This window comes from Sphingomonas sp. RB1R13 (assembly GCF_036663775.1).
Classification (GTDB): Bacteria; Pseudomonadota; Alphaproteobacteria; order Sphingomonadales; family Sphingomonadaceae; genus Sphingomicrobium.
The window spans coordinates 618605-632672 of the sequence record NZ_JAXOJM010000002.1 but is presented as its reverse complement, the minus strand read 5'-3'; the positions used below and the strand labels follow the sequence as shown (position 1 = coordinate 632672).

Genomic DNA, 14068 nt, shown 5'->3' with positions numbered 1-14068 from the left:
TCAGCCTTTCCAGCAGCGGTAAAACTACTATAGCCCGCCGCTATTCGATCATTGCCTGTGCCTGCTGTACGAGTGGGCCCGTCTCGCCTCGAAATGGCGTGCAATCGTCAAGGAAGGAAGTTTCCACCGATGTCCGACGATAAGCCATTCGCTCGAGTTGTCGCGCTGGTGCGGAGCGATGGAGCGCTGGTGACCGACAATGACGCCGTCGGCGAGCATGATGATTACACCAGCCTGGTCATCAGCACAGGGCAGTCGAACGGCGTGACCTTTGACATGCGCTTTGTCATCTACGCCAACGGCACTGAGCTGTTCGATCCCGACACCGAGTTGTCGCTGGGCAATTTCGAGATTGTGAAGGGCGAAGGCAAGGTCGTCCATGTCATGCCCAACATGAGCCGGATCAAGACCACCCGCACGCGTCGACAGCAGCGGACCGCTTTTGGTGGCCGGGCGACGAAACCCGACGAGCAGAAGTTCAACCTGGTCCTGGTACCCTTCAACGGCGTGATGATCGGCGACGCCGTCCGCCCGATCTAGGGACGCGGGGCGGTCACCAGGCCTGACGAAGGCTGGGTGTTGGCGACGATCGGCCAGCCGTTTCGCCATACGATCGCGTCGAGCAGCAGGACCCGCCGGGTATTGATCTCGTCGCTCGGCTTGGCTCGCGGCACTGCTCGATCGACTCCGTGATAGAGCATCCAGATGCGTCCGTTGCGGTCGGCGATCAACGAATTATGACCGGGCGCTGCCCATTTCGCATTGCCTTCGACGACCAGATAGGCGGGGCGAGGACGGATGGTGAAGGGGCCAGTCGCTGAGCGTGAGCGCGCAACGAACACCCCGTAATGCGCTTTCGTCCCGCAACAATTATCGCCCGACGCGAACAGATAATAATAGCCGCCGTGACGAGTCACCCATGCGCCTTCGACCAGCCGACGATATTCGGCCGGATCCTCGCTCTTGACCGGGGTCAGCAGCGGTTTTGGAGACGAACCAGGCGCGAATGAAAGCCGATCTTGCGCCAGTTCCTGGACCTTGATCGGCTCCATCCCCGAGCCCCAGTAAAGCAGGTGCTTGCCGGTTGCTGGATCGTCGAAGGCCATCGGGTCGATGTTCACATAGCTTGGCCCGCACTTGAGCGGCCGGCCGCTGTCGCTGAACGGTCCCTGCGGCCGTGATGCTGTAGCGACGGCGAGGCATAGCCCTTGCTTGTCGTCGCTGAGCGCCGCATCCGGCTTGGCTGAAAAATAAAGATAATAACGTCCCTTGGCGGCAATCACATGGGGCGCCCAGAAATCCTGAGTCCGGCTTGCCCAGGCGGGCTTGACCGGGAGTGCGTCGGCAAGCTCGCTCCAGTGTACAAGGTCGCGCGAACGGGCTGCCGCAATGTTGCGAAACTTGCCATCGGCACCCGTCGACTGGGTCGCATAGGCATAATAAAAACCGTCGCTCGCCCGCAGCACCGCCGGGTCCGGAAAATCATGGTCGATAATCGGGTTGGCATAGCGCGGCGCCGGCCCGGCGGCCCCGAGCAACGCGGCGAAAAAGGGGAGGAGGATACGCATCGTCTCAGTCTAGCGTGATGGCGGCGCTTGGCAATCGGCAGCAATTGGCGGCTTCCAAGGGCACATTTGAGGGCCTATTAACTGCTGGATGATCAGCGCACCCTTGAGCTTCGCCGTCGATGCCCTCGCCGAAGGCGAAGCGACCCTGTTCACCGTCCGGCCGAGCGATGGCGAGCCGCACCACTATCGCGTGGCGGGCGGAGATCCGCTTCATTATGAGCAGTTTTTCGAGGAGCTTTCGCGCGATTTCGGGACGCGTTTGCCGCGCCACTTCGACACTGTTGCCCCTGCCGGCAACGAGCCGCCGTGGCGGCCGCTGATCACGACCAACTTATCGCCGCGAATCCTTGCTGGCTACGGTGACCCGGCGGTGCTCAAGGATGATGACGGCTATTGGCTGGTGGCAACCTCCAACGATGCGCCCGATGCTTTCCCGATTCTTCATTCTGAGGATGGCGAACGCTGGGAACCGCGCGGTTTTGTGTTCGACGAGGGTCATACGCCAGACTGGACAATGGCCGGAGTGCAAAAGGCTGATTTCTGGGCCCCTGAAATGGCGCGGGTGGGCGACGAATATTGGCTCAGCTACACCGCCCGCGATCGCAACAATGTGCTGTGCATCGGGCTTGCGCGGAGCGGTCACCCGGCGGGGCCGTGGATCGACAATGGCGCCCCTTTGCTTGGCGACAGCGTCATCGACTCGCACATCACCATTCTCGACGGTGAGCCGGTGCTGCTGTGGAAACGCGACACCAATAGCCATTGGCCGCGTCCGCTGGCCGCATTGCTGCGGGAACAACCCCATCTCATTCCTATCCTCTTCGACGACGAACGTGACCGGCGTACGGCGGCATTTTCTGCGGCGGTGCAGCCTTGGGCCAATAGTCGCCGTTCGATGGAGCGCTTTTTCCTGATGCAGCCGCTGATCCGCGCGGCGCTGGCCAACTGGTCCAAGGTTCGTCGAGCACTTCAGGAATCAGGTCTCGGTCCACAAATCGTGACCGACATGAGCACGCCGATCCTGGCCCAGAAGCTAAGCCAGGACGGCCGCGCGCTGATCGGCGAGCCGACCCAGATCCTCGCGAACGACCTCGACTGGGAGGGGCATTTGATCGAGGGTCCTTGGCTGACCCGGCAGCATGACCGTTACTGGCTGTTTTACGCCGGTAACGACTTCACCAGTCCATCCTATGGAATCGGCGTCGCGGTCGCCGACAGCATGTTCGGGCCGTATATGAAGCAGCCCGAACCGCTGCTTCGCTCGACCCCGACATGGCTTGCGCCCGGCCATGCTTCCGTCGCGCCGGGGATCGACGGTCGACCCCAGCTTTTCTTTCACGCCTATCACCCTGGGACGGGCGGCTATAACGAGTTTCGCGCGCTGCTAACGGTTGGGCTGGAATTCGGTCAAGATCGGGTTACACTGCGCTAAGTGCCTATAAATATTGGAGGGGTTTGTGATGTTGGGTTTGAACAAGCGCCGCCTGCTGCTTGCCGCTTCGCTGGCCGGATTGGCCACCGCCGCCATCGCCGATCCATCTTTCGCGCCTGTTTTCGAGCAGAATTTTCCCGATCCGTTCGTGCTCGTCGCGAAGGGCGGGTTCATCGCTTATTCGACCAACGACGGCCGGAATTTGCCGATGGCGGAATCCAAGGACCTTGTGCACTGGTCGCCGGTGATGGACCCGGCGAATCCGGGCAAGAAACTGGACGGCCTGCCGACGCTTGGGGCGTGGGCGAAGAAGGATTCAACCTGGGCGCCCGAAGTCATGCGCGTCGGCGAACGCTATTTGCTCTATTACACTGCGGCGCACCGCAAGCTCGATCGCCAGTGTGTCGGCGTCGCGAGCGCGAGCGATCCGCGTGGACCATTTGTCGACAGCGCGGCTGAGCCGCTGGTTTGCCAGGTCGATCTGGGCGGGACAATCGACGCCGACGCCTTCCGCGACACCGACGGTAAACTCTATCTCTATTACAAGAATGACGGCAATCGCGTCGCCAAAAGCTCGGCCATCTGGGGCCAGCAGTTGGGCGCCGACGGGACAACTCTGATTGGCCAGCCGGTCGCGATCGAGCGCGATTCAAAGGCTTGGCAGCAGAAGCTGGTCGAGGCGCCGACCATGGTTCGCGTGCCCGGGGGCGGCTATCAGCTATTCTATTCCGGAGGCTATTATGGCTGGAACGACGATCAGCGCATTTCGCCCTATGCGATGGGCTATGCAACCTGCACATCGCCGCTCGGCCCGTGCAAGGACGCTCCCGACAATCCGGTGCTCCACAGTTTCAACGACCGCGAGGCCGGTTGTCTCAGTGGCCCCGGGCATCAGTCAATTTTCCAGGCCGCCGGGCGCAGTTTCATCGCCTTCCACGCGTGGGCCGCGACCAAGGGCTGCCGCAAGGTCGGGGACAGCCGCTTCCTCTACATCGCGCCGCTGAGCTGGAAGGATGGCAAGCCGGTGCTCGGTATGGGGTTGCGCAAGGCGCCAGCGCGCTAGGCGCCCATCGTCGCAAGATAGGCCGGATAGGGCGGGATGCTCGCTGCGAGGTCGGCGATCCCGGCAGCATAGCGCGCCATTGCCCCCGCCGCGGCATCGCTGTCGACCTGTCCGGTAAGCGGCGCCACGGCCCTGGGCAGGATCCCGCGGCCGATAAGCAATTGTGCCCAACTCGACGGGGTCAGCAATTCTTCTTCGAAGAACGGCAGGCGGCCGCGCGCACGCCATTGCTCAAGGGTCCGCGCCAGCGTGTCGGGCAGTTCGTCGAACGACGGCTCGAGCAGCATCCGCGCATCGCGGACGCGCAGCTGCTCGCGTTCGGTCCGGCGGTTATATTCGGCAAGCTCGAGCGGGTTCATGTCCCGACCGGGCATCAGCTCGATCGCGCGCAAGATGGCATTGTGCGCCAGCGACAGGTTGAGGCCGAGCAGCGGATCGAGCGCGACCGCCGCGTCGCCCAGCGCGAGGACATTGTGGCGGAACGGTTCGGTGAGCCGACCGGACTTGAGCGACTCGCCGCAACGACCAAGCCTTGTCTGCGTCTCTACGCCGGGTGCGGTTGCCGTGAGGGACCATCCGTCCGCGCCCTGCTCGGCGAAATCGAGCGGGTCCGGGGTGGAGGAGCCAGCGATTGTGATCGTCGCCGCGGTCGGCGTGATCCATTTCGACCAGTCGTCGAAACGGCTGGCGATCAGGCGGTGGACGATGGCGCGTGGCCCGCTGCAATCGAGATAGAGGTCGGCAGCGAGGCGGCGGTCATCTGACAGGCGCAAGGCGGCGATGCGCCCGTCGGAACTGCGCTCGATGGCCAGCACCTCGCCTGCCACGCGCGGGACCTCGCCGGCGGCGAGGTCGAGCGCCTCGCGGTAGCGTTGAGCATTGAAGCGAAGGCCATAGAGATAGGTCGACAAGGGCGACGAGGCGTCGGCCGAGGGATGAACGAATTTGGCCGCCGCCCCGATCATGCTCGCCGGGGAATATTGCTCAAAGGGAAGCGCGCGGCCCTCGCCGTGCGCGCGCAGCCACAGCTGGTGGAAGGCAACCGCGCCCTCGGGACGACCGACCTCGCCGAAGCTGTGGAGCCAGGGCTGCGCACCGCCGAACCGTGTTCCCAGATGATGCTGCGCAATCCCGCGCCGGACCAGATCAAGTTCGTCGAACCCGATAGCCGCATGGAAGCGGCCGACCGTGGGCAGGGTCGCGGGCGGGAGTTCGGCCACCGCCGCAGGATTGCTCGTCGTGCCCAGAATGCTCATCGTGACCGTCGGGAAGGCCCGACCGATTGCCAGCGCTGCCGACAGCCCGACGATGCCGTCCCCGACAACGCAGATTGACCGGACCGCGCGTTCGCTCACCGCGCGAGGCTCGCCAGAAAGGCGTCATGCCCCGGCATCTGCCCCGCTGCCGCCGCGACCTGGCCGCGCAAACGTTCGATTGCGGCGGAAATTGCATCGGGCGTGATCGCGTCGGCGCGGCTGTCCCAATGGAGCGGGACCAGCCCTTGGCCCAGATAAACGGCGATCCAGCTCGGTTCGAAGAACAGCCCGTGGCTGTATTTCTCGATCCGCCCAGCCTCGCGCCACAGCGCGATCTTGGCCGCCAAACTGTCTGGAACGACCGTTGTGCGAACATGATCCCAGAAGGGCGAATCGTCGCGCGTCGTGGCGTGATAATGGAGAATGAGGAAGTCACGGATGCGCTCATATTCAAGGTCGACCATCCGATTATATTCAGCGCGGTCGGCATCGCTTGCGCAACCGATGGGGAATAGCTCTAGTAACTGCAGGATGGCGCCTTGCGCCAGGTAAATGCTCGTCGATTCGAGCGGTTCGAGGAAACCCGAGGCGAGACCGATGCCAACGACGTTGCCGACCCAGCCGTGTGTTCGGCGACCGGCGCGGAAGCGGAGCTGGCGCGGGTCGGCGAGATGCTGGCCTGTTACCGCGCCGACCAGTGCATCGGCGGCGGCGTCGTCGCTGAGGTGCGCCGAGGAATAGACATAGCCGTTGCCGACGCGATGCTGGAGGGGGATGCGCCAGCGCCAGCCAGCCGTCATCGCTGTGGCGGTGGTAAACGGGTCGATCGGGCCAGGTGGAGAAGCCGAGGGCATGGCGACGGCGCGGTCGCACGGCAGCCAGTGCGACCAGTCCTCCCATCCTGCCGCCATCGTCTGGCCCAGCAGCATGCTGCGAAAACCCGAGCAGTCGATGAACAGGTCGCCCGCGATGCGCTCGCCCCGGTCGAGCAGAAGTGCAGTGACGTCACCGCTGCCGGGATCACGTTCGACCGACGTGACGCGCGCCTCGATGCGGGTGACGCCATGGCTGGTCGCCCAGTTGCGCAAATAGGGGGCAAACAGGGTCGCGTCGAACTGATAGGCGTAATTATAGGTTGAAAGCAGCGAATTGGTGTCGGTCGAGGGGCGTTCGAAGCGACGCTGCTCGGCCATGATATTGGCGATCGAGCAGTCGAATAGTGCCTGGGACTCGAGCCCCGCGCGGCGCCACCAATGGTGGAAGGGAACGCCGTTGAGTGGAGTGCCGAAGCTTCCGAAGGGGTGAAGGTAGCTGGTGCCGATGCTGCCGAAATCGCGGAAGTCGATGCCTAGTTTGCAGGTCGCGTGAGTCGCGGCAATGAACTCGGCTTCGTCGAGCCCGAGCATCTCGACGAAATTGCGAATATGCGGGAGGGTCGCCTCGCCGACGCCGACGATGCCGATCTCATCGCTTTCGATAAGCGTCACGCTGGCCGCGTGAGGCAGCTGACTAGCGAGAGCGGCGGCACTCATCCAGCCAGCAGTTCCCCCGCCGAGGACGACGACGCGGGTTTTGGGCTGGTCGGAAGGGCTGGCTTCGCTCACGCATCGACCTCGAGAAAAAGGCCGGGAGACGACAGTCCCCCGGCCTGTGGTTCGCCAATATCGTTTCCGATCAGAATTTGAAGCGGATACCTCCCGACATCACCGACTCCTCAAAGCGGACGTCGAGCGGGAACTGCTCGACGAGGTTGCCCTGGGTCCGGATAAGTTCGGCGCGATAGGGTCGCTTGAGGATGTTGGTCCAGTCGTAGAACAGGGTGATGTTGTCTTTGATATTGTAGCTCGTCGACAGGTCGAGTCGGCCGACTCCGAGCGTCTTTGTCTCGAACAGATAGGGTTGCCCGCCGGACGAGAAATCGTTGCGTGGCTGGTAGGAGGTCATCCACGGCGTCCGATAATTATAGGACATCCGGAAGTTGAAGCCGTTCTTCTCATAGAAGGCAGCGAGGTTGTAGGTCCATTTGGAGACGCCGAGCAGACGCCGCGTTACGACGGCTGGTGGGCTGCCGATGCCTTGAGCGAAGTCCGCTTTCGCATCGATGTATGTGACATTGGCCTGGACGCCGAAGGCGTGGAGCCAATCTGGTGTGCCACCGAAATCAAGGAAAGTGGTGAACTGGGCTTCGGCGCCCTGAATCTTGCCCTTGCCAGAATTGATCGGACCTCCGAGTCGTAGCGGACGGCCGGATATCGGTTCGATCACGTCGGTTGTGCCGCCTTCGATGAAACCGGTCATGTCACGACGGAACGCAGCTACAGAGGCAAAACTGGTGCGTCCAAAATAGTATTCGAGGCTGGCATCATAATTGTTCGACTTCAGTCGTTCCAGGAAGGGATTGCCGCCTCCGCCTGTCAGGGTGCAGCCCGGCTGGACCGGAGTCTGGCTGAAGCACGCTGGAACTTGGTCAATGGTGGACGACGGGCTCAAATCGCGGAAATTGGGCCGCGTCCGGGTCTTCGTTGCGGCGAGCCGAAGCTGGAGCTTGTCCGTGAATTTGAAGCGCGCGCTCGCATTGGGTAGCCAGTCACTATAACTGCGATCGACATCGGCCTCGCGGAACACGCCGGCTGGCGGCGGCAACGGGCCGGCGCCGTCGGGATCGGGGCCGAAGAACAGTTGGTTGCCCCGCAGATTGTCGTGGGTGCGGACATAGCGAAGCCCGACCTGACCATCGACTAGCCCAAACTTGTAGCTCAGCTGGGCATAGGCTGCGGTCGACTTCTCTTTGGCGAACACGGCTTCGCGCGGATTATATGGTGGCGCTCCCGATGGGTAGCCGGCGTAGGTGCGCAATTGCTCGATATTGCTGCGGATACTGTCGTAGGTGGGGGCAAGCCAGGTCGACGGGAAGGGTTTCATGTCGTCACCGCGGAAGCCGGGTGCGAACAGTTCATATTCAAGCGGCACAGTGCTCAGTGCGCTGCCGCCGTTTTGCGTGCTGTAGCGATCGCCGAACTGCCGATCCGCGTCACGATTAACGTAGCGAACTCCGGCTTCAATCTTCGAAATGGCGTCGATACCCGTCTCATATTCGGCATCGAGGCGGGCTTGGACGTCCTTACCCTTGGCGACCTGGGCCTGCTCGTAAAGACCGCGATAGACATAGTTGGCCGGATTGGCCGGATCAAAGTTGCGGATCGTGAAGCTGGGGCCGTCACTACCCGGCACGTTGGTGATAAAGTCGATCGTTTGCGGATTGGCAAAAGCGAAATCAACGCTCTCGGTCGACCCGGTGAAGCGGCTCGTCGTCCGGGCGAGGTCAGCCGACACTTTCAGCGGCCCCGAATCCCAGCTGCCGCCAACTGCGAACTGATAAGTGTTGGTCTTGTTATAGGTCCCGCCCTGATAGCCGTCGGGGCGGAACGGATTGACCACCGTTCCGCCGGTCAGCAAATTGGTGCCGTCACGGAAGGTCAGGTTATTATACTGTTGACCGCCCCACAGTGGGACCGACAATTCGCGGTCGCTGAGCTTGTTGCGGAACCCTTGCCACAGGCCATCGACGTAGAATTCCAGCCCGGGCTGGGGGCGCCATTGCAGCGCGCCATTGATTGACGGGCGCGAGCGAACACCCTCGCCATAGGTCACCCGCTGAATATCAGGAAAGCGACTGCCGTTCGGTCCAGGAGCAACGAAGTCCGTATTTCGGCGAGTCGAGTCACGATAATGGAGCTTGGTATAACTGAAGTTGATCAGCGCCCCGAATTCGCCGTCGCCGGCTTTCCAGCGGTCGCTCAGCAGCAATTGCCCGTTGGGCGCAAAGTCACGGCTGACATTGGGATAGACGCCCCAAAGAGAACCGGCGATCTCCCGCCCCTTGAAATCGAATGGGCGGCGCGAGCGGACGTTGATCAGGCCGGCCAGGCCCGCTTCGACCAGATTGGCCGACGAGGTCTTGAATACTTCGACCGCGGCGATCGCGCCGGCAGGAAAATCCTGGAGCGCGACTTGGCGTGTCTCGGCGGTAAAAATCTCGCGACCGTTGAAGGTCGTCGTGAAATCGGGAAGGCCGCGGACGAGTACCCGGCCCGCTTCGCCGCCGCCGCGTTCGACCTGGACGCCGGGGATTCGTGCGGCGGTGTCGGACACGGCGATGTCGGGCAGCTTGCCAATATCCTCGGCGACGATCGCATCGACAATCTGGTTGCTGTTGCGTTTAAGGTTTTGCGCCGACTGGAGAGACTTGCGAATGCCGGTCACGACGATCGAGCCGGCGTCTTGATCAGTCACGGGGGCGGTCGTCGCGGAGTCGCCTGGCGTTTGGGCGGTTGTGGCGGGCGTCGCCGCAGACGACTGCGCGTCTGCGGGTTGTATCGCAAATACGAGCGCGAGCGCCGAAGAAGATGCGAGCGTGGATAATGGCTTCAACATGGCAGCCCCCTGAAGGTTATGTGGACCATCTCGACGTGGCCTTCGCGCGGAATTTATGCGCTCCCCCAAACGGGCTGACAAGCTGTAGCCCTATAACTCGTACTATTTAATGCGAGGGTGTTGCCAAAGTGCGTCACCAACAAATATCAATCGATTGTAGCGAGCAGGCGGTTGGCGCGGCGCTCGGCGTCGGCAAGCGCTTGGGCCACCGGCTTTTGCCCGCTGACTGCGGCGGCGAGCTCCTCACCCAATATCCCCTCGATCGCGCCTTGCCGACGGATATTGCCCGGAAGTGGGCGTCCGACGACGGCGAGGGGAGCAATATCGGCACGGTGGGGCAAGGCGGCGAACGCGGGCGAGGCGACAACCGCTTTCATCGCCGACACATGGCCGGTGCGTGCCCAGTCAAAATTATGGTCGGACATGAACTTCAGTAAGCGCGCGATGGCGGCGCGGGTCGCGGCGGTGCGGCTTCGTTTCGGCATGACCCAGCTGTGCCCGTCGACGAACGCCGCAGGATGGCCCCACAGGCGGGGATAGGGGTAGACGCCATAGCTTTTGTAAAGCGGGCGTCCGGGGGTTTCGGCTTCCTTTTCGAAGCTGCCGATCATCCATGTGCCGGTCGGATAAATGCCGCCCTCTCCGTTGAGGAAGCTGTTGATCGCGGCGGGCGTGTCCTGGTTGAGGGTCGACAGTCCCTCGGCATTGATCGTGCGGAACAGGTTGACGATCTCCGCCGCCTGGGGGGTTGCCAGGCGGATGTGGGTGGCGTCGGGGAAGATCACCGCGTCCTGCGCCAACAGATAAGTATAGAGATTGCGGACGTGGGTCGCGGGGTCGTTGACCTGGCTCTGGATGAAATAGGGCTTGCCCGTCCGCGCCTTGAACTGCCGCGCCTGGTCGAGGAGCTCGGCAGGCGAGGTTGGCAGGACAGGCTTGCCGTTGCGCATCAGCCCGGCTTTGGCAAACAGCGCGGTATTGACGTGGAACAGACCGCCGATGGTATCCCACGGCATAGCGTAAATCACGCCATTCTTGGTCACTCCGCGGCGTCCCGCATCGGTAAAGGCGTCGGGCGAAATCCCGGCTTGACGCAAGATCGGCTCGATCGGTTCGGCCAGTCCGCGTGCGGCGTAATCAGTCAGCACGCCCTGGTGGATGGTGACAAGATCGGGCGGATCACGCGCCGCGATCTGCGCCGTCAACTGGGCATAGCCGGGCCACGCGACGACATTGGTATCGACAATAATATCGGGGTTCTCGGCGTTGAAGCGGTTGATGAGCACCGTCATAATGCCGCATTCGCCATCGGCTTTGGCGACATCGATGCTGTGCCCATAGGCCGCCCCGCATTCCCCGAAAAAGCGTTGCAGGTTGATATGGGTTCGCTTGTCGGCCGGCGCGCAACTCGCCGCGATCAACGCCAACAGAATGATCAGCGCGCGCTTCATTTCGCCGCCGCCCCCGACATGGCGCGAACAATCTGCTTCTGGAACAGAAGATAGACGATCAGGATCGGAACCGAGGCAAACACGGCCTGTGCCATCAGATAGCCGAGCCCGCTGGTCTGCGCATAATTCATCTGGCTCGACGCAAGCCCCACCGTCAGCGTGAAGCGCGAGCTGCGCGTGGCCGAAATAAGCGGCCACCAATAATCGTTCCACGAGCCAAGGAAGGTGAACACCGCCAGCGCCGACTGCGCAGGGAGCGTATTGGGCAGGAGCACCTTCCAGAAAATCGTCCATCGCGATGCCCCGTCAAGCGCCGCTGCCTCGTCCAGATCGATCGGGATCGAACGGAAATATTGGGTCATGAAGAATACCCCGAACGGGGCGACTAGGCCAGGCAGGATCAGCCCCGGATAGCTGTTGTGGAGGCCAAGCTCGGCAAACAATTGATGGCGTGGCAGGATGACCGCCTGCTCCGGAATGGCAAGGCCAAGGAGCACGAGAATGAACAAGGACCGCCGAAACGGAAAATCGAGCCGGGCAAATCCATAACCGGCGAGGCTGCACAGGATCAGCACTCCAGCGGTCGTTCCGAGCGACACGATGAGGCTGTTCGCCAGCCACCCCAGCACCTGGCTGTTGCCCAAGATCGCGACATAGTTGGCAAGCGTCCACGGGGCGTGGAACGCCGTCCCGCTCGACTGCATCAACTGCTCGTTCGACTTGAGCGACAGGAGCAAGGTCCACAGCAATGGCGCGAGCATCACCGCGGCGCCGAGCAGGACGGCGATTCGGGACAGGCGCGGCGCCCGGCGAGTCATCGCGCCTCCTCCCGATCGCGATTGATGGTGACATACTGGATCAGCGTGACCATCAGGATCATCACGAACAATATCTCGGCGCCAGCCGCGGCATAGCCAAGCTGCCAGCGAACGAAGGCCGTCTCGTAGATGAAGAACACCATCGTCCGCGACGCACCGCCCGGTCCGCCTGCGGTCAGCAATTGCGACTGGCCGAACAGTTGAAGTTGAGATGCCGTCTGGAGCATCACCACTAGCAGGGTCGTGCGGCGGATTGCCGGCAGCGTGATTTTACGAAGCGTCGTCCAGCGACTCGATCGATCCAGCGCGGCGGCTTCGTACATATCGGCCGGGATCTGCTGCAGACCGGCCAGGAACAGGATCATCGGCAGACCAATCGACCACCAGATGGTGGTCAGCGCGATCGCCGGCAGGACGAGGTGCGCGTCACTCAGAAAGGGCAGGGGCTCATGCCCCGTCGCCTTGAGCGCTTCGCCGACGAGGCCCGAATCGGGCGCCAGGACGAAGCGCCAGATCAACGTGACAATCGTCACCGACAGCACCGAGGAGGAAAAGAACAGCCCACGGTAAATTGCCGAGCTGCGCGTCGCATTGTTAAGCGCAAGCGCAAGAAGCAACGCGAGCACGGTCAGCGGCGGGACGATCATCAACGTCACGAGCAGCGTGTTGACCACGGCTTGCCCGAACACCGGATCGCCAAGGATCTCGCCATAGTTTGCGAGCCCGACAAAGTGACCGCCGCCGAACAGGTCGACCCGGTGCAGGCTGATGATGATCCCGCGCACCAGCGGGTAAAGCTGGAGAAAGGCATAGAGCAGCAAAAACGGCGCGACAAAGGCGAAACCCGACGCTGAACGAACCTGCTTCATCGATCGGTTGCAGCGTGGAACGCGGTACCGTCGGACCCGAACAGATGCGCCCGGGCGCCGTCGATTTTGAGGTCGATCTTGTCCCCGATCGACAGGTTGGACATGCCTTCATCCTCGGCAGTAACCGGGGTTCCGTCGCTGAGCCGGCAATAGACCAGGGTACGTTCGCCAAGCCGCTCGACCAGCTCGATCGTCGCATGCAGATTGCCTTGGCCGGGCGCAGCAACTTGAACGCTTTCCGGGCGAAGCCCGATCTCGAGGGCGCCATCGGGAAGTTTCTCGCGTGGCACTCGAGTAGCAATCACCGAGCCGTCGCCAAGCTTGACCATCGCCGGCCCTTCACCGGGAACCAGCGTGGCGGGTAGGATGGTCATTGCGGGCGAGCCGACGAAGCGTGCGACGAAGCGGTTGGCGGGGCGGCTGTAGACCTCCATCGGCGGCCCGACTTGCTGCACCTGGCGGTCGTTGATGACGACGATGCGGTCGGCGAGCGTCATTGCCTCGGCCTGGTCATGGGTGACCATGATGACCACCGCGTCGACCCGCTGGCGGAGTTGCGCCAGCTCGACCCGCGTCCGTAGGCGAAGCGCGGCATCAAGGTTGGATAATGGCTCGTCGAGCAGGAACAGCTTGGGCGATTTGACGATCGCCCGGCCGATCGCGACCCGCTGGCGCTGGCCGCCCGACAATTGCGACGGCTTGCGGTCGAGCAACGGCTCGATCTCCAGGATCCGCGAGGCGTCGGCGATACGAGTGGAAATCTCGGCTTCGGGAAGCTTCGCATTGCGCAGGCCAAACGCCATATTGTCGCGCACGCTCATGTGCGGATAAAGCGCATATGCTTGGAACACCATTGCCACGCCGCGGTCGCCAGGGGGCAGTTGATCGATGCGCCGGCCATCGAGCAGCACTTCGCCTGAATCGGCAGTTTCAAGCCCAGCGATGATTCGCAGCAGGGTCGACTTGCCCGATCCCGATGGGCCCAGAAAAGCAATGAATTCGCGGTCTTCAGTGTCGAGCGTGATGCCGTCGAGAATCGGGATCGCACCAAAGGCCTTGCGAACATCGCGCAACGATAAACCGGACAAACGCGTTCCTCTCTGCCACCAAGGATGCCACAAATGGTGGGCCATGCAAGCGTGCTGACGGGCGAGGCGATCAATCAGTTCCTAATGAG

General features: G+C 62.5%; 11 protein-coding genes. 3 read left to right on the top strand and 8 right to left on the bottom strand.

What is annotated here, in order from left to right:
* Positions 1 to 129 precede the first annotated feature (129 nt).
* Positions 130 to 540, top strand: coding sequence for a hypothetical protein (locus U1700_RS09270; RefSeq protein WP_332752147.1), 411 nt, complete (start codon positions 130 to 132; stop codon positions 538 to 540).
* Here the strand turns inward: U1700_RS09270 and U1700_RS09265 are convergent.
* Positions 537 to 1568, bottom strand: coding sequence for a glycoside hydrolase family 43 protein (locus U1700_RS09265; RefSeq protein WP_332752145.1), 1032 nt, complete (start codon positions 1566 to 1568; stop codon positions 537 to 539). The two genes, U1700_RS09270 and U1700_RS09265, sit on opposite strands and share 4 nt — an antisense overlap.
* An 88-nt stretch (positions 1569 to 1656) precedes the next feature.
* On the opposite strand from U1700_RS09265, the gene U1700_RS09260 reads away from it, so the two are divergent.
* Positions 1657 to 3000 carry a glycoside hydrolase family 43 protein gene (locus tag U1700_RS09260; protein WP_332752143.1) on the top strand — a complete coding sequence of 448 codons (1344 nt, stop codon included), beginning with the start codon at positions 1657 to 1659 and terminating at the stop codon, positions 2998 to 3000.
* Positions 3001 to 3028: 28 nt separating this feature from the next.
* Positions 3029 to 4063 carry a glycoside hydrolase family 43 protein gene (locus tag U1700_RS09255; protein ID WP_332752141.1) on the top strand — a complete coding sequence of 345 codons (1035 nt, stop codon included), beginning with the start codon at positions 3029 to 3031 and terminating at the stop codon, positions 4061 to 4063.
* Here the strand turns inward: U1700_RS09255 and U1700_RS09250 are convergent.
* From U1700_RS09250 to U1700_RS09220, 7 genes are all read right to left on the bottom strand, one after another.
* Positions 4060 to 5418: a tryptophan 7-halogenase gene (locus U1700_RS09250; protein ID WP_332752139.1), complete on the bottom strand. Its 1359-nt coding sequence runs from the start codon at positions 5416 to 5418 to the stop codon at positions 4060 to 4062. The genes U1700_RS09255 and U1700_RS09250 overlap by 4 nt on opposite strands.
* Positions 5415 to 6923: a tryptophan halogenase family protein gene (locus U1700_RS09245; RefSeq protein WP_332752138.1), complete on the bottom strand. Its 1509-nt coding sequence runs from the start codon at positions 6921 to 6923 to the stop codon at positions 5415 to 5417. The genes U1700_RS09250 and U1700_RS09245 overlap by 4 nt, the downstream gene beginning before the upstream one ends.
* 70 nt (positions 6924 to 6993) lie before the next feature.
* Positions 6994 to 9612, bottom strand: a complete 2619-nt coding sequence (locus U1700_RS09240) for a TonB-dependent receptor (RefSeq protein WP_332752136.1) — start codon at positions 9610 to 9612, stop codon at positions 6994 to 6996.
* 287 nt (positions 9613 to 9899) lie between these two features.
* On the bottom strand, positions 9900 to 11204 hold the full coding sequence (locus U1700_RS09235) for an ABC transporter substrate-binding protein (protein WP_332752134.1): 1305 nt from the start codon (positions 11202 to 11204) through the stop codon (positions 9900 to 9902).
* Positions 11201 to 12022 (bottom strand): carbohydrate ABC transporter permease, encoded by an 822-nt coding sequence (locus tag U1700_RS09230; RefSeq protein ID WP_332752132.1) that lies wholly within the window; start codon positions 12020 to 12022, stop codon positions 11201 to 11203. The genes U1700_RS09235 and U1700_RS09230 overlap by 4 nt, the downstream gene beginning before the upstream one ends.
* On the bottom strand, positions 12019 to 12891 hold the full coding sequence (locus U1700_RS09225) for a carbohydrate ABC transporter permease (protein ID WP_332752130.1): 873 nt from the start codon (positions 12889 to 12891) through the stop codon (positions 12019 to 12021). The genes U1700_RS09230 and U1700_RS09225 overlap by 4 nt, the downstream gene beginning before the upstream one ends.
* Positions 12888 to 13979: an ABC transporter ATP-binding protein gene (locus tag U1700_RS09220; RefSeq protein WP_332752128.1), complete on the bottom strand. Its 1092-nt coding sequence runs from the start codon at positions 13977 to 13979 to the stop codon at positions 12888 to 12890. Before U1700_RS09220 ends, U1700_RS09225 begins: the two co-directional genes overlap by 4 nt.
* Positions 13980 to 14068: the final 89 nt, after the last annotated feature.